Raw genomic sequence first — 16,944 nt, 5'->3', positions numbered from 1 at the left:
CGCTGCATTTGCGCACCCAAGCCCACCGAGACGTCGCGGGGGATCAGACCCTTCGAGATATATGGAGAATGGAGCGGGCGAAGAGATTCGAACTCTCGACCCCAACCTTGGCAAGGTTGTGCTCTACCCCTGAGCTACGCCCGCTCACTTGGCGTTCCCGAACCAGCCGGTCCGGGTGGGGAGGCGCGCGACTAGCATCGGGTCTCACGGGCTGCAAGGGAAAAAAGCAGCCTCCGCGCCAGCCAAAGCGTGCCCTTCACAAATGCGCCCGAAGGTCCACATTGGGGCGAATCCATTCGCGATAAAAGGAGCGCTTCATTGGCTAGCATGGGCCTCAATCTGGACGAGCAGAAGGCAGTCGATCGGTTTCGCAAGGACGTGGTCGAACCCTCGCGCGACAAGCTCGTCATCCTCGATTTCTGGGCCGAGTGGTGCGGGCCGTGCAAGGCGCTGGCGCCCATGCTCGAGAAGGTCGCTGCGGAGTACGCCGACAAGGGCGTCATCCTGGCCAAGCTGAATGTGGACGAGGAGCAGTTCATCGCGGCGCAGTTCCAGGTCCGCTCCATCCCCACCGTCTATGCGATGTTCCAGGGCCAGCCGGTGGCGGACCTTACCAATGCGCGCAGCGAATCTCAGCTGCGCCAGGTGCTGGACCAGTTGCTGGCGCAGTTGCCGGTGAAGGCCGGCGGCGAAGGCGGGCAGGACCAGCCCGATCTCGAGCAGCTGGTCGGCATGGGCGAGCAGGTGCTGGCGGAAGGTGATGCGGAACGCGCTGCCGGCATCTTCATGCAGATCGCGCAGATGGCGCCCGACAATGCGGGTGTGCAGTCCGGGCTTATTCGTTCGCTGCTGGCGGCGGGGCGCAAGGATGAGGCGCAGGCGGCGTTCGATGCCCTGCCGGAAGGCATGCAGGCCGATCCGCTCGTTGCTCAGGCGGCCAATGCCCTGCAGCTCGCCGGAAGCGGCGTGGACGACGGCGAGTTGCAGGCGCTGCGCTCCGCCGCGGCGGAGCGCCCGGCCGACTTGGAGGCGCAATTCGCCTTCGCACAGGCCGTGTTCGCCGCCGGCGGACGTGACGAGGCCGCCGATACGCTGCTGAAGATGATCCAGGCCGAGCCGGAATGGAACGAAGGGGCTGCCAAGGCCAAGCTGCTGCAGATCTTCGAAGCCGTGGGGCTGGAGGATCCCTGGGTCTCCGCCCAGCGCCGGCGCCTTTCGCTGCTGCTGTTCGGCTGATCATGGCGAGCGCGCGGCTTTCGATTTTCCCGCTGTCGGGGGCGATCCTGTTTCCCGGGCTGCAATTGCCGCTGCACATTTTCGAACCGCGATATCGCGCTCTGGTGGGCGATGCGCTGGCGCGGGACCGGCGCATCGCGATGATCCAGCCGCAAGGGCCGGAGGAGCGAGCGCCGCTGTTCACAGTGGGATGCGTCGGCCGGATCGAGGATGTCGAGGCGGCGGAGGACGGGCGCTACAACATCGTGCTGCACGGTGAATCCCGCTTCCGCCTGCTGCGCGAGCTGGAGGTCAAGACTCCCTTCCGCCAGGTGGAAGGCGAGCTGATCGAAGATCCCAAAGGGGAAATCCTGAGCCTGGGCGAAAGGGCCGGCTTCGAGCAGGAGGCGCGCAAATTCGCCGATCTCCAGGGCTATTCGATCGATTGGGATTCCGTGTCGCGGCTCGACGACCTCTCGCTGATCAACGGCGTCAGCCAGATCGCGCCGTTCGATGCTGCCGCCAAGCAGGCGCTGCTGGAAACGCCGGATCTCGCGAGCCGGTGCGAATTGCTGGTGCAGCTGATGCAGTTCTTCGGCCGGAGCGATCCCGACGAAGAGCGGGTAACTCTGCAATAAAGCGCGCCTTGCCGCGGCGAAAGCGGCTTCAGCTCAGCTGACGGGTCAGCCTGACGAGATGCGAGACGACGTCCTCGGCCGGGCGCGGCTTTGCCAGCACCGGCGCGTCGAGCCCGCGCAGATGCTCGCCCGCCCGATCCAGATCTCCCGTGTGCAGCACGAAGGGGATGGACAGTTCGTTCAGCCGCGTCGCCGTCTGTTCGCAGGTTCGCCCGCCGCCCAGGCTCACATCCAGCACGGCGCCCGCAATGTCATGCGCTTCTATGCAGGCGAGAGCTTCGTCATTGTCGACTGCGCAGACGGCGTTGTGCCCCGCATCCTCGAACGCGAATTTGAGGTCCATCGAAATGAAGGGCTCGTCTTCGAGCACGAGAAAGGTTTTCATGAAAAAACAGACTATCCGTTTGCGATGGGGATCGTCACCTGCGCTCTCAGGCCGTCTCGTTCCCATTCCTTTTCCAGGACGCCCCGTGAGTGGGCCAGAAGCGTCTCTGCGATATTGAAGCCCGTGCCTTCTGATTGGGGCGGACCGTCGATAGCGGGGCCGCCCTTTTCCTTCCACTCGATCTGCAAGGCCGACCGGCCGAGCTTGTCTCTTGTATGCTGCCAGGAGACCTCCACCATGCCGCCTTCCTGCGAAAGCGCGCCATATTTCGTGGCGTTAGTGGCAAGTTCATGCAGCGTGAGGCCAATCGCGGAAATGGCATTCGGTTCCGTGCGCACGCCATTTCCGTTCAGGAGGATGCGGTTTTCTTCCGGGTCGTAGGGCGACAGCACGGAGCGGATTGCCTGGCCCACATGGATCGTGCCCAGCACCGCCTCGTCCAGCGTCGGTTCGTAGGAGCGGCCGAGCGCCTGAACCCGTTCGTTGATCTTGGCGGCCACCGCGCGCGCATCCATCGAGCGGCCCGTTATCGTCACGATGCCGCCGATCACCGCGAACACATTCTTCAGGCGGTGCGAAATCTCCCGCGCCATGGCCTTGGCGTGCCGTTCTTCCGCGCGGGACTGGTGGATGTCGGTGACATCCCACTGGCTGCCGAAGAAATATTTCAGGCGGCCCTCTTCATCATAGATCGGGCCGAGGTGCAGCGTGTTCCAGAAGCTGGTCCCGTCCTTGCGGTAGTTCAGCAGCTCCACCACGGCGACCTCTTCCGCGCTGATCGCTTCGCGGATCTTGCCGACCTGCGCCTGATCGGTGCCCGGCCCCTGCAGGAAGCGGCAATTGCGGCCGACGATCTCGTCCGCCCGGTATCCTGTCAGCTGCTGAAATGCCTCGTTGCAGAAGACGATCGGATCGTCCTTCTGGTTGGGATCGGTGAGACACACCGCCATCCGCGTCTGCGCCATGGCCTGTTCGAACAGCAAGCCGGTCGCGCCGTCGAACGGACCCGACGAGGCATCCCCCGAAATCGGGCGGTGCGCCTGGTGGGACGATCGCAATCGCCCCCTGTTCTCGTTTCCATCTGCCATGCGCGACCTCGATCCAGCTGCCGTGACATGACGGCGCGAAATATCTTAGAGAAAACTTCCCCTTATGCCATCTATCACGAACTGGATGGCCAGCGCGGCGAGCAAGACGCCGAGCAGGCGGGTCACCACTGTCTCCACATCCTGCCCGAACAGCTTCATCAGCGGCACCGCCGCGAGCAGGGCGACTAGGGTTAGCGCCATGACGGCGGCAAGCGCGGCGAGGATCGCCATTGTCGCTTCAGTCCCGTGGGCGCGGGCCATCAGCAGCATGATCGATGCGATCGCACCCGGCCCCGCCAGCATCGGCATGGCCATGGGGAATACGGACACATCCTCTATCTCGGGCGTGGCGCGGATCTTCTCGGCGCGCTCCTCCCGCCGCTGGGTGCGCTTTTCGAACACCATTTCCAGCGCGATCAGGAACAGCATCACGCCGCCGGCGATGCGGAAGGAATTGAGCTGGATGTGCAGGGCGCCCAGCAGCTGCTCGCCGAACAGCGCGAAGACCAGCAGGATCGCCGCGGCAATCAGCACCGCCTTCACCGCCATGCGGCGCTGCTGGGCGGATGAGGCTTCGCTGACCAGCCCGGCATAGATCGGCGCACAACCGGGCGGATCGATCACCAGAAACAGCGTGATGAACGCCGACAGGAAGACCTGCAGCATGCCCTATTGACCGGCCGAGGGCGCGAGTTGCTGGCGATAGGCTTCGCGAAATTCCGTGCCGTCCCACCAGGAGAGCGTGAGCACGCCGCCCCCTGGCGCGGCGACATAATCATAGCGCAGCGTGCCATCGTCCGCCGCACGGCTGAGCATCCCGCCTGCCGGGGCGGCGCTGGCCTTCGGCGGCGTCTTGCAATCGGCCACCTGCGTCTGCACGAATTCGGGCCGCTTGGGCGCCTGCTCTACGAAGTCCCCGGAATCGAGCACCCATTTGTATTCGCTGTCGCGGTCGCGGCTCTTTTCCCGCTTGCGCTGCCACACGGTGACATATTCGCTCTGCTTCCCGTCCGGCCATTGCGCGGCGCCAAAGGTGGCAGCCAGCGTGCCGTCGCAGGAGCTGATCACGCTGTGCGGCTGCCAGGCGACGGACTGCGCCGGCTCCGGCTGCTTCTCCAGCCAGCCTTTTGCGGGGACGGGGCCGGGTGCGAACAGCACGGCATCGTCCGCCGCTGTCTTGCGGAAGGCCTTCCACTGCCCCTCGCGCTGGGCCAGTTGGGCGAAGGCGATATCCGCCGCGATCGCGGCCGTGGGATCGGCGCGCTGGCGCAGATGCGGCCCCATGCCCCGCCGCGGGCCCGGCCCTGCGGCGCAGGCTGCCAGCGCAAGGCAGGCAAGGCCCGCCAGCGCAAGGCGGCGAAGATCAGTAACGGAAGGCAATGTCGGCCAGCACATAGATCAGGATGCGCAGGCCGATGATCAGCACCAGCGGCGAAAAGTCGATGGCGCCCGTATCCGGCAGGATGCGGCGGATCGGCCGCAGCAGCGGCTCCATCAGCGCATTGATGGAGCTGTAGATCTGCATCAGGAACTGGTTGCTGGAATTGATCACGTTGAAGGAAAGAAGCAGCCCGATCACGAACTGGATAATCACCAGGATGATGATCGCATTCACGATCATGCTCAAAACGCCGATGAGGGTAATCAAGATGCCGTTTCCTTTATCAGCCAGTGGAACTGCCTAGCCCACCCCACGCGCGCCTTTCAAGCCGCTCGCGAAGGCGGAGCTTCCGCCCGCACCAGCGTTCCCGCCCCGCGCGAGGTGAAGAATTCGAGCAGCATCGCATGGCTAACCCGGCCATCGAGCACCACCGCCGCCTCGCAGCCGGCTTCCACCGCGCCCACGCAGGTTTCCAGCTTGGGGATCATGCCGCCGCTGATGGTGCCATCGGCGCGCAGCCGGGCAATGTCCGCGGGCGTGAGATCGGTCAGCAGTTCGCCCTGTTTGTCGAGCACGCCGGGCACGTCCGTCAGCAGGAACAGGCGCGCGGCGCCCAGCGCTGCGGCGATGGCACCGGCCATGGTGTCCGCGTTGATATTATACGTATGCCCGTCCCGCCCTGCGCCGATCGGCGCCACCACCGGAATGATGCCCGCCTTGCTGGCGGTTTCCAGGATCGTGGTGTCCACCGCGTCCGGCTCGCCCACGAAGCCCAGATCGACCGCCTGTTCGATCTGGCTGTCGGGATCCTTGGTGGTGCGGGCGACCTTGGTGGCGGTGACGAGCCCCGCGTCCTTGCCCGAAATGCCCAGCGCCTTGCCGCCCGCCTGCGCGATCCAGCCGACCAGTTCCTTGTTGATCGCGCCGGACAGCACCATCTCGGCCACTTCGGCCGTGGCCTTGTCGGTCACCCGCAACCCGTCGATGAAGCGGCTTTCCACGCCCAGCTTCTTCAGCATCGCGCCGATCTGCGGGCCGCCGCCATGCACCACCACCGGATTGATGCCCACCGCCTTCAGCAGCACTACATCTTCGGCGAAATCGCGCGCCGCCTTGGGGTCACCCATGGCGTGGCCGCCATATTTCACCACGAAGCTGCGCCCGGCATAGCGCTGGAAATAGGGGAGGGCCTCGATCAGCGTTTCCGCCTTGGCCAGCATCTGTTTATCTTGCGAGGCGCTCATGGCGACGCGCCTTAGCCGCTCGGCCCGCGCCTGCCTAGGCTGCGTCGCACTGTAGGCGGAACCGGGCGCCGGCCCCTGGTGTTGGAGGAAGCGATGAAGCGTTCGCTGTACGAAGATTTGCTCGAACCGCTGGAGCTTGAACTCGTGGCCATGGCGCGCTGGGCCAAGGCCAAGGGGGAACGGATCTGTGTCCTCTTCGAGGGGCGGGACACTGCGGGCAAGGGCGGCACGATCAAGGCCATCGCGGATCGCGTGAACCCGCGCCAGTTGCGCACCGTGGCGCTTCCCGCGCCCAACGAGCACGAGCGCAGCCAGTGGTATTTCCAGCGCTATGTCCCCCACCTGCCTGCCGCGGGGGAAATCGTGCTGTTCGACCGCAGCTGGTACAACCGCGCCGGCGTGGAGCGGGTGATGGGTTTCGCCAGCGAGGAGGAGGTGACCGCCTTCCTTCATCAGGCGCCGATTTTCGAGAAGCTGCTGGTGGATGACGGCATTCGCCTGTTCAAATACTGGCTCGCCTGCGACCAGGAACATCAGGAGGAACGCTTCGCCGAAAGGCTGGACGATCCGCTGAAGCGGTGGAAGCTCTCCCCGATCGATGCCCGTGCGCGCAGTCACTACGCCGATTACACCCGCGCGCGGGAAGCGATGTTTGCCGCCACGCACACGCCCTATGCGCCATGGACCGTGGTTGACTACAACGATCAGAAGCACGGCCGCCTCACGCTGATCCGCGACCTGCTGGACCGGCTGCCGGAAACCTATGTGGCGGAAACGCCGATCGACTGGCCGACGCTGGATCATCCTCCACTCAAGGAGCATTTCGGCGCTCTGCAGCCGATTCGTTCATATCCGCTTCCCGACCGATAGAGCCCTGTCAGCGGCCGGCCGTTGCGCCGTCAGACAAGGGGGGGCGGAAAAGGTTAACGCGCGATAAACCCTGCATGAACCGGGCGCGACAGGCCTCTTCCTGCCGTTTTCGCCGGGCCGCCTGCCGCAAGGGCGATCGCCTTTGCCGGCCGCCGGGCGTTCCATGGGGTACAACGATAAGAGAGGAACCCTGATCATGCGCCTGTTGATCTCCACCACGCTCGCTGCCGCGCTGATGGCCGGCGCTTCGGCCGCCACCGCGCAGCAAGGCCCGCCCGCGCCGCCGCCCGGACCCGAGGCGCCGCCCCCGCCGGCATCGCCGCCCACCGACCCGGCTCCGCCGCCGCCTGCCGATCCCACCACGCCGCCGCCGACCACGGAGCCGGCCCAGCCGGTCGACCCCAATGATTTGCCGCCGCCTCCTGGCGACGAGCAGCCCGGGGATACCTGGACGCCTGGGGACGACGAGGATTCCCTGCCTCCGTCGCCCGCACCGCAGGCCCCGGATGACGAGTCCGAACAAGAAAATCCGCTGACAATCTGACGGAAGGATCTTGCCTGAAGGCCGCCGGGGCAAACCCGGCCGAGCCCTTCAGGGTCGCAGAAGGGCGGCGGAACATGGTTCCGCCGCCCTTCACAATTTTGCTGCGTGTTTCGAGCGTTGTCGCCCGCGTCAGGCGGTTTCCTGCGTCCCGCCGACGAGCTGGCGCAGCACCTGCACGCGCTGCCGCTCCGCCGTCATATCCCGTTCGGGATGCTGTTCGATGCGGGCGAGCAGGCTGCGCAATTCGTTGCGGCGATCTTCGTCTGTGGTCGGTTCCATGGCATGGCTCCTCTCTCTGGTGGTTACACCGGATCGACGCTTGGAGCGGCAGCGCCGTTCCCGTCAGCCGTGCTTTTCGAGCGCCCAGGGATTGGTATGATGCGGCGCGGCCGGCGTTGGGGCCTTTTCCGGTCCATGCCCTGCCGGAACGGTGCAATAGGCGGTCAGCAGAACGCCCGCCGCCCACCAGAGCGCGCGCCAGCGGCTGCGGAACACATTCTGGTATTTCCTGAACATGGCCCGCCCATGCCACGCCGCCGGTTAACGGCGGGTAAGACGGGCCATGCGCGGTGCTTACTGCGCCGGGGTCGCGCTTGGCGTGTCGGTGGCGCCGGGCGTGGCGCTGGCATCGGGCACCGGGGTCATCGGCGTATCCGGCAGATCGACGGGCACGGCCGGCGTTTCCTCGGTCACGATCAGATCGCCGCCGCTCACATCCGTAGCATCGGCTTCGTAGGTCTTCTCGGTGTCGTTCCCGCCGCAGGCAGCCAGCGAGAGGGCGGCGGCCAGCGGAACGGCGGCGCGCAGCGCGATCGAAGGGGTCGGGAAAAGGCGCATCAGGGTCTCCTGTGATGTTGGCGCGTGACAGTCTCACTTCACCTGCGCCGGTGCAAGCGGCCAGCGTTCGCGCGGCCTGCAAGCCGCCGTGCGGGGCGTCGCTGGAACACGCTGGAACAGGGTTCATGAGAGAAAATCCTGCCGGCCCGACGGCGGTGAAAAGGGGAGCGGAAGAGGGGGCGGGAGCGGCACATTTCCCCCGTCTGCCCCAGCCGCGCCGGCGTAGGGAAGCCAGCAATTGCGCCGCTTGAGGCTGCAGGCGCATTGCACCCCGCTCGTTAATTGAGGTATCAACAAATATGAAGGTCGCACCCTCGCAGCGGCAGATAAGCGGGGGCGACTGCGCGCAGCGCGAGGAGAGACAGGATGGCTGAGGATTTCGAACTGATCATGGCGCCGGGCAGGGATCCGGCGAGCAATCCTTACAAGCCGCCCCTGCCGCCGCTCGAGCAGGCGCGCATCGTGGAAGATGGGCTGGTGCTCGACCGGAACGTGCCCGTCACCATGCGCGACGGGGTGACGATCTATGTCGATATCTTCCGCCCGGAGGGCGCGGCGGGGGAGAGCGAGCTGCCGGTGCTGCTGGCGTGGAGCCCCTATGGCAAGCATGGCAAGGCGGCCAATCTGTGGCCGCCGGCCGGGATCGAAGACGGATGGCTGTCCCGCCATACCGGCTTTGAGGCGCCCGATCCGGCCTATTGGTGCAGCCATGGCTATGCCGTCTGCTACGCCGATCCGCGCGGGGCCTGGCTGTCGGAGGGCGAGCTGCGCCACAACGGGGTGGGCGAGGGCGAGGATTGCTATGATCTGATCGAGTGGCTGGGCACGCAGCCCTGGTCCAACGGCAGGGTGGGGATGACGGGCGTCTCCTATCTAGCCTGCATCCAGTATCTCGTCGCGCCGATGAAGCCGCCGCATCTCGCCGCGCTGAACCCGTGGGAGGGGTTTTCCGACTGGTATCGCGAATTCGCCTATCACGGCGGTATCCGCGAAACGAGTTTCATCGAGCGGGCATCGCAGAGCCTCAACTGGTCCACCACCCGGACGGAGGACACCGCGGCCAATGTCCGCGCGCATCCGCTGATGGATGGCTATTGGGGCAGCAAGACGCTCGATCTCGAAGGGATCGACCTGCCGACCTTCATCGTTGCCAGCTGGTCCGACCACGGCCTGCACACCCGCGGCACGCTGGAGGCTTACAAGCGCATGCGGGCGGAGCGTAAATGGCTGCTGGTCCATGGCCAGAAGAAGTGGCGCCACTACTACACGCCCGAGAATGTGGAGCTGCAGCGCATCTTCTTCGACCAGTTCCTGAAGGGGGACGGGCACGGCCCGGTGGACGACTGGCCGAAGGTGCGCATCCAGATCCGCGAGCGGGGCAGCGAAGGGGACTGGCGTGACGAGGCTGAATGGCCGCTCACCCGCGCGGAGCATCGCCCGCTCTATCTCGACGCCGCGAGCGGCCGCCTGCAGCCGAACCTGCCGGAGACGCCCGCCGAGCTGCGCTATGACGCGCTGACCGGCCGCGCCACCTTCGACATCCGCTTCGACCAGGAGGTGGAGCTGACCGGCCACATCAAGCTGCGCCTGTGGGTGGAGGCCGACGGCGCGGACGACATGGATCTGTTCGTCGCGCTCGACAAGCTGGACGCAGCGGGGGAGCGTGTGCCCTTCACCTTCTACGCCCTGTTCGAGGATGGGCCGCTGGCGCTCGGCTGGCTGCGCGCATCGCACCGCGCGCTGGACGAGGAGCGGTCCACGCCCGAACAGCCGGTCCACACCCACTTGCGCGAAGATCGGCTGGCGCCCGGCGAAGTGGTGCCGGTGGAGATCGAGATCTGGCCCACCTCCGCCCGTTTCGCCGCGGGGGAGGGGCTGCGGCTGATCATCCAGGGGCGCGATGTCTATGACCAGGATCCCTACGGCCTCGCCTTCGCGCGGCACGAGGATCTGCGCAATTCGGGCACGCATGTGCTGCACACCGGGGGGCGGTTCGATTCCCACCTGCTGGTGCCCTTCGTCCCCACCAGCGGCGAGGGCGCGCGATGAGCGGGTTCGACTACGGCGAATATGTCGAAGCCTTCAACCGCGGGGACGATGCGGCGCTGATGCAGCGCTATTTCGTGCCGGACTTCAAGTTCACTGGAGGATCGCGCCTCTATGAAACGCGGGAGGAGTTCCTCGCCTTCCTCGACTGGGCGCACGACGGCGTGCGCGAGATCATCCGCCCCATCACCGTGATGCAGACCGAGGACCGGATCTTTGCCGAGATCGACATGGATTTCGTGGCGTCCAAACCGCGCCACGATTTCCCCTTCGCGAAGCTGGAGCCCGGCGATCTCATCACCGTGAAGTTCTTCGTGCTGTATCACCTGCAGGACGGAATGGTGACCGAGCTCAAATCCATGACCTGGCCCGCCGATTACCACGTCACCAAGGCGCCGCTGCTGGGCGCGCATCCCGGCCAGCGGGCGGCGTTCCACGCCTATGCCGCGGCGTTCAGCGCGGGCGGCGAACGCTTCGGGCGGTTCTATACCCCCGATGTGGTGCTGGAACTTCCCGGCATGCCGCCGATCGAGGGGCGGGAGGCGATCGTATCCTTCTATGCCCGCATGTTCGAGCGGGTGCGCGAAACGCTCACCGTCAACCAGCTGGTCATGGACGATGGCGGCATCTCCGCCGATGTTATCAGCACCTTTACCGCGCATCGCGATGCGCCCGATTTCCAGGTCGCGCCGCTCGCCAGCGGGGAGGCCGTATCGGTGCGGGTGTTCGTCCACTACACGCTCCGCGATGGCCACATCGCGCATATCAAGGTGGCCCGCGCCGGCGAGCCCGAACTCCATCGAGGACCAGAATGATGAGTGATCCGCACCCCTTTGCGCCGCAGATGGAATATGCCTTTTCCATCGCCATCACCCTCAGCAAGCCATACTGGCTGAAGCCGACCGCGATGGGCGCCACGCGTGCGGCGATCTATGCCACGGAAGGCACGATCGAAGGCCCCGGCATCAAGGGGCGCGTGGTCCCAATGAGCGGCGGGGACTGGCCGCTGCAGCGGCCGGACGGCGTGATCGATTTCGATGCCCGCTATCTGCTGGAGCTGGACGACGGCACGATCGTCTATCTCCAGAACCGCGGCTATCGCTGGGCCTACACGCCCGAAGTGGCGGAGCGCATGGCCCGCAACGAGCCGGCCGACCCTTCCGAATACTACATGCGTGTATCGCCCAAGTTCGATGTGCCCGAAGGGCCCTATGACTGGATGGGCAAGCACGTGTTCGTCGGCGTCGCGGAAAAGGTGCCCGGCGCTAACCGCATCCATTACTTCAAGGTCCTGTGATCTCCGGTCACGCGCATAAGGGAACGGCCTGACACCATGACGAGCGACGATCCTCTCGCCCTGCGGCACGAACATATCTTCGATATCCGCATCAATTTCGACAAGCGCTGGATGATCGGCCCGATCGCCGGTGTGCTCCGCCACGGCTATACCTCGGTGGGGGAAGGCTGCACCGTTTCCGGGCCGCTGCTGAACGGCCGGCTGGTGGATTACAGCGGGGCGGACTGGCCGGTGGTGCGGCCGGACGGCGTGGTGGAGCTGAATGCCCACTACATGATCGAAACCGATGACGGCGTGCCGATCTATATCCGCAACATGGGCTACGTCCACGGCCCGATCCGCTCCAGCGGCCAACCGGCCGATGCCGAGCCCGACATCGCGCCCTATTTCCGCTGCACCCCCTATTTCCGCGCGCCGGACGGGAAATACGAATGGCTCAACCGCACGGTGATTGTGGGCGTGGGCCAGCGCCGGCCGAAGCTGGCGGAGGACGACGAGCCCGACCATTCGCTGTTCCGCTATTACGCGATCCGCTGATCGGGCGAAGGGTCGCGCAAGCCCGATTCGCCCGCGCCGAGTGGAAAGTCTGGAACACACTGGAACAGGGTTCATGGAAGAAATTTCCATGGCCCTGCGGGTGCCCTCGGGAAGGCGGCGGAAGAGGCGGAGCGGGCGGCGCATGACGCCGTGCTGCCGCAATCGCGCATCGGTAGGGAAGGGGTGCCGGGGCGGCCCGGCACCCGATCATCGCGCCACAGCGGCGCGGGATGTTCAGCCGAACACCACCCCGTCCATCAGCTTGCGCGCCGTGCGCAGCAGGGCGGCGCTGGCGACATCGCCCGCATCGTCCACTTCCAGCACGCAGGTCATCTCGCCGGTGGGATGCTCCACGCTCAGCGTCTTGCGTCGGCCCTCGGGAATGGCGGCCACCTCGGCCGCGGGGGAGCCGTCCAGCAGGCAGGCGGTCGCCACCGTCACGGCAGCCAGCACGCCGATGGTGGCATGGGCGCGATGGGGGATGAAGCTGCGCACGCAGACAGCGCCGCCATCCTTGGGGGGCGCGACCAGCATCATCTTGGGCACGCTCTTTTCCTTCACGTCGCCCAAATTCATCCGCTCGCCCGCGGCCAGCCGGATGCTCTCGATCTTCGCGCGCATGTCGGCGAAGGCTTCGCTCTCCAGCTCCTCGCGCGTTTCATAGCCGGTGGCGCCCACGTCCTCGGCCTTGAAGACGATGCAGGGCATGCCGTTGTCGATCAGCGTACAGCGCACGCCCTCGATCTCGTCGGCCACATTGCCGGTGGGCAGCAGCGAACCGCAGGAGGATCCCGCCGTGTCGCGAAACTCCAGCGGGACGGGGGCATGGGTGCCCGGTACGCCATCGATCCGCGCATCGCCGGCATAGTTCACCACGCCGCCGGGCGTCTGCACCGTGGCGATGGCCACCTGGCCGGTGTTTTCCATATAGATGGCGACGCGCGTCTCTTCGCCCGTGGCCTGCACGAGCCCGCGCTCGATCGCGAAGGGGCCGATGCCCGCAAGGATATTGCCGCAATTCTGCTGGTCGGTGACGATGGCCTGATCGACGAAGACCTGCAGGAACAGGTAATCGACATCGATCCCCTCCCGCTCGCTCTTCTTCACCACGCCCACCTTGCTGGTCAGCGGGTCGGCGCCGCCCATGCCGTCGATCTGGCGCGGATCGGGGCTGCCCATCACACGCAGCAGGAAGGCGTCGCGCTCGGCCGTGTCGGCGGGCAGGTCGGACGCGAGGAAATAGCCGCCCTTCGACGTGCCACCGCGCATCCACATCACGGGTGCTGAATTCATCGTCTTGCAATCCTCCCCAGAATGGCGGGGGAACCGGCCGCTGGCATCACCCGCGCGGCCCGTGCCCCTCCACCATGCTGCGCATGGTTCCCCTCCCCGGATCGGGGAGGATGATAGTCAGCTCAGATCCACTTCAGGCCCATGTCGGTCAGCTTCTGGCGGAAGCCGTACATGTCGAGGCCGAGCACGCCGTCGGCCAGCTTCTGGCGCTTCTCTTCCTCGTTCGCTTCGCGGGCGCGAGCCTTTTCCAGCACCTTTGCGGCATCTTCGCGCTTCACCACGCACACGCCGTCATCATCGGCCACGATGATGTCGCCCGGACGGATATAGGCGCCGGCGCAGACCACATCGACATTCACGCTGCCAAGGCTGGCCTTGATCGTGCCCTGCGCGAAGATGCGCTTGGACCAGACGGGGAAATCCATCTGCTGCAGATCGCGCACGTCGCGCACGCCGGCATCGATGATCAGCCCCTTAACCCCGCGCGCCTGCGCGCTGGTGGCGAGCAGATCGCCGAAATAGCCATCCTCGCAGGGGGAGGTGGGGGCGATCACCAGCACGTCGCCATCCTGGCACTGCTCGATCGCGGCATGGACCATGTAATTGTCGCCCGGCGGCACGGAAATGGTGACGGCCGAAGCGCCGATGCGCGCGCCCGGATAGATCGGCCGCATGTAGGAGGCGAGCAGGCCGATGCGGCCCTGCGCCTCATGCACCGTGGCGACGCCGCAGGCGCCCAGCCCATCGACCACTTCCCTGTCCGCACGCGCGATATTCTGGACGACGACACCGGCCATGTTTCCGACTCTCCCTTGGGTGACACTCGGCTGCCCGGTGGACCCGGGCGGCGCCCTCCGTCAAGGGAAAGCGGGCGAAGCGGCGGCGCGGCGGACCCTGGCCGCCACCTCGCGCGTGCTGGCGAAGGCGCGCGCGAACTTGTATGCAACACTTACATTCTGTAGGGGCGCGGGTGGAAGGATGCCAGACTCGAAACACCTCTCGGCCACCCCGCGCGTGGCACTGATCGGCTTCGGTGAGGCCGGCATGACTTTTGCCCGCGCCGGCGGCTGGACAGGCCGTGCCAGCGGCTGGGACATCGCGCCCGAACGGCGTGCGCTGATGGGTGGCTGCGGCGTGGAAGCGGGTGATGATGCCGCCGCTGCGCTGGCCGATGCGGACATCGTGCTCTGCCTCGTCACCGCCGATTCCGCGCTCCCCGCCGCGCAGGACTATGCCGCGCTGCTGCCGCCGGGCGCGCTGTGGTGCGACATGAACTCCGTGGCCCCCGGAACCAAGCGCGAAGCCGCCGCCGCGATCGAGGCGGCGGGCGGGCGCTATGTGGATGTGGCGGTGATGGCGCCGGTCGATCCCGTGGCGCTGGGCGTGCCGCTGCTGATTGCCGGCCCCCATGCGCGGGACGCGCAGCAGGCGCTGGCCGCGCTCGGCTTCGCGAAGTCGCGCGTGGTGGGTGACGAGGTGGGCCGGGCGAGCGCGATCAAGATGATCCGCTCTGTCATGGTCAAGGGGCTGGAGGCGCTGTCCAGCGAATGCGCCGCCGCCGCCGATGCGGCGGGCGTGTTCGACGAGGTGATGGCCTCGCTCGACGCATCCGAGAAGACGATCCCCTGGGCCGAGCGGATCGCCTATAATCGCGAGCGGATGGCCACGCACGGCTTGCGCCGCGCCGCGGAGATGGAAGAATCCGCCAAGACCCTGCTAGGGCTGGGCGTCGAACCGGTCATGACTCGCGGTACGGTGCTGCTGCAGCGCCAGGCCGCGGGCGGAAACAGAGAGAGGAACTGAGGCGGATATGACGCTGATCATCGATTGCCATGGCCATTACACCGTGCTGCCCAAGGGGCACGACCAGTGGCGCGAGGACCAGAAGGCGGCCTTCAAGGAAGGCAAGGCGCCACCGCCCTATCCGGAAATCTCCGATGACGAGATCCGCCAGACGATCGAGGACAACCAGCTGAAGCTCATCAAGGAGCGCGGCGCCGATCTGACCATCTTCTCCCCCCGTGCCAGCGCCATGGCGCATCACGTGGGCGATCAGGCCGTGTCCGCTGCCTGGGCGACGCATTGTAACGATCTGATCTACCGCGTCACCAAGCTGTTCCCCGAAACCTTCGTCGGCGTGTGCATGCTGCCGCAGAGCCCCAAGGCCGATCTCACCGCTTCAGTGAAGGAGCTGCGCCGCTGCGTGGAGGAACTGGGCTTCATCGGCTGCAACCTCAACCCCGATCCCGGCGGCGGCCATTTCGAACATCCGCCGCTGACTGACGAATACTGGTTCCCGCTGTATGAGGCGATGTGCGATCTCGACGTGCCGGGGATGATCCACGTTTCGGGCAGCTGCAACCCCGCGATGCACGCCACCGGCGGTTTCTACCTGGCGGCCGACACCGTGGCCTTCATGCAGCTGATGCAGGGCGACCTGTTCAGCCGCTTCCCCAAGCTGCGCCTGATCATTCCGCATGGCGGCGGCGCGGTGCCCTATCACTGGGGTCGCTATCGCGGGCTGGCGGACATGCTGAAGAAGCCCTCGCTCGACGAATACATCATGAACAACGTGTTCTTCGACACCTGCGTCTATCACCAGCCGGGCATCGACCTGCTGGCCGATGTGATCGACAACAAGAACATCCTGTTCGGCAGCGAAATGGTCGGCGCGGTGCGCGGGATCGATCCCACCACCGGCCATTATTTCGATGACACGAAGCGCTATATCGACGCGCTGGACATCAGCGACGAGGAACGGCACGCGATCTTCGAAGGCAATGCCCGCAAGGTGTTCCCCCGCCTCGATGCACAGCTGAAGGAACGCGGGCTGTGAGCGAGGGCGGAGCCGCCTCCACCGCCACGGGCTTCGCGCCCTGCGAGAAGCCGGAGCGTTATATCCAGCAGCTGGTCAAGCACTGGAGCCACAAGATGGCGACCAGCTATGACGAAGGCGACGGCATGGGCGTGTTCCCCTTCTCCGACCTGGAGAATGCGGTGATGACGGCGCGGCCCGGCGGCATCGCCATCACGCTCACCACGGGCGATCACGAACGCAATGTGCATATGCGCGGCGTCATCGAACGGCATATCGACCGCTTCGCCTTTCGCGAGGCGCCGCTGACCTACGAATGGAAAGAGCAATGAGCGACGAGAAGAAGAAACAGAGGATCGACATCCACGAATATCTCGCGGAGTTCGATGACATCCCCGGCACCCGCGTGTTCACCGCCAAGCGGGCGCGGCAGGGCTATCACCTCAACCAGTTCGCGATGAGCCTGATGAAGGCCGAGAACCGCGAACGCTTCCTGGCCGACGAGAAGGCCTATCTCGACGAGTGGCCGCTGACCGACGAGGCCAAGAAGGCCGTCATGGCGCGCGATTACAACGCGATGATCGATTGCGGCGGGAACATCTATTTCCTGTCGAAGCTTTTCTCCACGGACAAGAAGAGCTTCCAGTTCGCCGCCGGCTCCATGACCGGCATGTCCCAGGAAGAATATGCCGAAATGATGCTGAAGGGTGGCCGTGCGCCCACCGGCGTCCGCTCGATCAAGGGAGGCTTCTGA

General features: G+C 65.9%; 23 protein-coding genes and 1 tRNA gene. 12 read left to right on the top strand and 12 right to left on the bottom strand.

Going from position 1 to position 16,944, the window contains the following annotated elements; translation table 11 throughout:
• Window positions 1-69 precede the first annotated feature (69 nt).
• Window positions 70-144, bottom strand: a tRNA-Gly gene (locus AEB_RS01345).
• A gap of 183 nt (window positions 145-327) precedes the next feature.
• On the opposite strand from AEB_RS01345, the gene AEB_RS01340 reads away from it, so the two are divergent.
• Window positions 328-1,236, top strand: a complete 909-nt coding sequence (locus tag AEB_RS01340; protein ID WP_119081501.1) for a tetratricopeptide repeat protein — start codon at window positions 328-330, stop codon at window positions 1,234-1,236.
• Between the two features lie 2 nt (window positions 1,237-1,238).
• A complete protein-coding gene (locus AEB_RS01335; protein ID WP_119081499.1) occupies window positions 1,239-1,853 on the top strand; it encodes an LON peptidase substrate-binding domain-containing protein in 615 nt (204 codons plus the stop codon).
• Window positions 1,854-1,881: 28 nt separating this feature from the next.
• Here AEB_RS01335 and AEB_RS01330 read toward each other — a convergent pair whose 3' ends face one another.
• From AEB_RS01330 to argB, 6 genes are read right to left on the bottom strand one after another with little or no spacing between them, the layout of a single operon-like run.
• Complete coding sequence (locus tag AEB_RS01330; RefSeq protein ID WP_119081497.1) at window positions 1,882-2,238, bottom strand: response regulator; 357 nt, start codon at window positions 2,236-2,238, stop codon at window positions 1,882-1,884.
• Between the two features lie 11 nt (window positions 2,239-2,249).
• Window positions 2,250-3,326, bottom strand: coding sequence for a PAS domain-containing protein (locus tag AEB_RS01325; protein WP_119081496.1), 1,077 nt, complete (start codon window positions 3,324-3,326; stop codon window positions 2,250-2,252).
• A gap of 45 nt (window positions 3,327-3,371) precedes the next feature.
• Window positions 3,372-3,992 carry a MarC family protein gene (locus AEB_RS01320; RefSeq protein WP_119081494.1) on the bottom strand — a complete coding sequence of 207 codons (621 nt, stop codon included), beginning with the start codon at window positions 3,990-3,992 and terminating at the stop codon, window positions 3,372-3,374.
• Window positions 3,993-3,995: 3 nt separating this feature from the next.
• Entirely contained in the window at window positions 3,996-4,706 is a 711-nt protein-coding gene (locus tag AEB_RS01315) for a hypothetical protein (protein ID WP_145985250.1), read from the bottom strand.
• Window positions 4,690-4,974, bottom strand: a complete 285-nt coding sequence (locus AEB_RS01310) for a YggT family protein (RefSeq protein WP_331851750.1) — start codon at window positions 4,972-4,974, stop codon at window positions 4,690-4,692. Before AEB_RS01310 ends, AEB_RS01315 begins: the two co-directional genes overlap by 17 nt.
• 56 nt (window positions 4,975-5,030) lie before the next feature.
• Entirely contained in the window at window positions 5,031-5,951 is a 921-nt protein-coding gene (gene argB / locus AEB_RS01305) for an acetylglutamate kinase (protein WP_119081489.1), read from the bottom strand.
• Between the two features lie 93 nt (window positions 5,952-6,044).
• Here argB and ppk2 point away from each other — a divergent pair, with 93 nt between their 5' ends.
• Together ppk2 and AEB_RS01295 are read left to right on the top strand one after the other, a co-directional pair.
• Window positions 6,045-6,821: a polyphosphate kinase 2 gene (ppk2, locus tag AEB_RS01300; RefSeq protein WP_119081488.1), complete on the top strand. Its 777-nt coding sequence runs from the start codon at window positions 6,045-6,047 to the stop codon at window positions 6,819-6,821.
• A 196-nt stretch (window positions 6,822-7,017) separates the two neighbouring features.
• Window positions 7,018-7,365, top strand: a complete 348-nt coding sequence (locus tag AEB_RS01295; RefSeq protein WP_172592969.1) for a hypothetical protein — start codon at window positions 7,018-7,020, stop codon at window positions 7,363-7,365.
• Between the two features lie 129 nt (window positions 7,366-7,494).
• Here the strand turns inward: AEB_RS01295 and AEB_RS18105 are convergent, their stop codons facing one another.
• The 3 genes from AEB_RS18105 to AEB_RS01290 form a co-directional block, all read right to left on the bottom strand.
• Window positions 7,495-7,644: a hypothetical protein gene (locus AEB_RS18105; protein ID WP_172592968.1), complete on the bottom strand. Its 150-nt coding sequence runs from the start codon at window positions 7,642-7,644 to the stop codon at window positions 7,495-7,497.
• A 63-nt stretch (window positions 7,645-7,707) separates the two neighbouring features.
• Complete coding sequence (locus tag AEB_RS18100) at window positions 7,708-7,881, bottom strand: hypothetical protein (protein ID WP_172592932.1); 174 nt, start codon at window positions 7,879-7,881, stop codon at window positions 7,708-7,710.
• 57 nt (window positions 7,882-7,938) lie between these two features.
• Window positions 7,939-8,202 (bottom strand): hypothetical protein, encoded by a 264-nt coding sequence (locus AEB_RS01290; protein WP_231958843.1) that lies wholly within the window; start codon window positions 8,200-8,202, stop codon window positions 7,939-7,941.
• Between the two features lie 366 nt (window positions 8,203-8,568).
• Here AEB_RS01290 and AEB_RS01285 point away from each other — a divergent pair, with 366 nt between their 5' ends.
• From AEB_RS01285 to AEB_RS01270, 4 genes are read left to right on the top strand one after another with little or no spacing between them, the layout of a single operon-like run.
• Entirely contained in the window at window positions 8,569-10,251 is a 1,683-nt protein-coding gene (locus tag AEB_RS01285; RefSeq protein ID WP_119081486.1) for a CocE/NonD family hydrolase, read from the top strand.
• A complete protein-coding gene (locus tag AEB_RS01280; protein WP_119081484.1) occupies window positions 10,248-11,063 on the top strand; it encodes a nuclear transport factor 2 family protein in 816 nt (271 codons plus the stop codon). Before AEB_RS01285 ends, AEB_RS01280 begins: the two co-directional genes overlap by 4 nt.
• A complete protein-coding gene (locus tag AEB_RS01275) occupies window positions 11,063-11,545 on the top strand; it encodes a DUF3237 domain-containing protein (RefSeq protein ID WP_172592967.1) in 483 nt (160 codons plus the stop codon). Before AEB_RS01280 ends, AEB_RS01275 begins: the two co-directional genes overlap by 1 nt.
• Window positions 11,546-11,581: 36 nt before the next feature.
• Window positions 11,582-12,082: a DUF3237 domain-containing protein gene (locus AEB_RS01270; protein ID WP_119081480.1), complete on the top strand. Its 501-nt coding sequence runs from the start codon at window positions 11,582-11,584 to the stop codon at window positions 12,080-12,082.
• A gap of 234 nt (window positions 12,083-12,316) precedes the next feature.
• Here the strand turns inward: AEB_RS01270 and AEB_RS01265 are convergent, their stop codons facing one another.
• Window positions 12,317-13,375: a 4-oxalomesaconate tautomerase gene (locus tag AEB_RS01265; RefSeq protein ID WP_119081478.1), complete on the bottom strand. Its 1,059-nt coding sequence runs from the start codon at window positions 13,373-13,375 to the stop codon at window positions 12,317-12,319.
• A 122-nt stretch (window positions 13,376-13,497) separates the two neighbouring features.
• On the bottom strand, window positions 13,498-14,172 hold the full coding sequence (ligK, locus tag AEB_RS01260; RefSeq protein ID WP_119081476.1) for a 4-carboxy-4-hydroxy-2-oxoadipate aldolase/oxaloacetate decarboxylase: 675 nt from the start codon (window positions 14,170-14,172) through the stop codon (window positions 13,498-13,500).
• Window positions 14,173-14,353: 181 nt separating this feature from the next.
• Here ligK and AEB_RS01255 point away from each other — a divergent pair, with 181 nt between their 5' ends.
• The 4 genes from AEB_RS01255 to ligA are packed head-to-tail and all read left to right on the top strand — an operon-like array spanning window position 14,354 to window position 16,944.
• Window positions 14,354-15,178, top strand: a complete 825-nt coding sequence (locus tag AEB_RS01255; RefSeq protein WP_119081475.1) for an NAD(P)-dependent oxidoreductase — start codon at window positions 14,354-14,356, stop codon at window positions 15,176-15,178.
• A gap of 7 nt (window positions 15,179-15,185) precedes the next feature.
• Window positions 15,186-16,211 (top strand): amidohydrolase family protein, encoded by a 1,026-nt coding sequence (locus AEB_RS01250; RefSeq protein ID WP_119081473.1) that lies wholly within the window; start codon window positions 15,186-15,188, stop codon window positions 16,209-16,211.
• Window positions 16,208-16,522 (top strand): DUF2218 domain-containing protein, encoded by a 315-nt coding sequence (locus tag AEB_RS01245; RefSeq protein WP_119081472.1) that lies wholly within the window; start codon window positions 16,208-16,210, stop codon window positions 16,520-16,522. The genes AEB_RS01250 and AEB_RS01245 overlap by 4 nt, the downstream gene beginning before the upstream one ends.
• Window positions 16,519-16,944, top strand: a complete 426-nt coding sequence (ligA, locus tag AEB_RS01240; RefSeq protein ID WP_119081470.1) for a protocatechuate 4,5-dioxygenase subunit alpha — start codon at window positions 16,519-16,521, stop codon at window positions 16,942-16,944. Before AEB_RS01245 ends, ligA begins: the two co-directional genes overlap by 4 nt.

The organism is Altererythrobacter sp. B11 (assembly GCF_003569745.1).
Lineage (GTDB): Bacteria > Pseudomonadota > Alphaproteobacteria > Sphingomonadales > Sphingomonadaceae > Croceibacterium_C.
The sequence above is the reverse complement of the archived record's forward strand: the minus strand, read 5'-3'. Positions and strand labels throughout refer to the sequence as shown.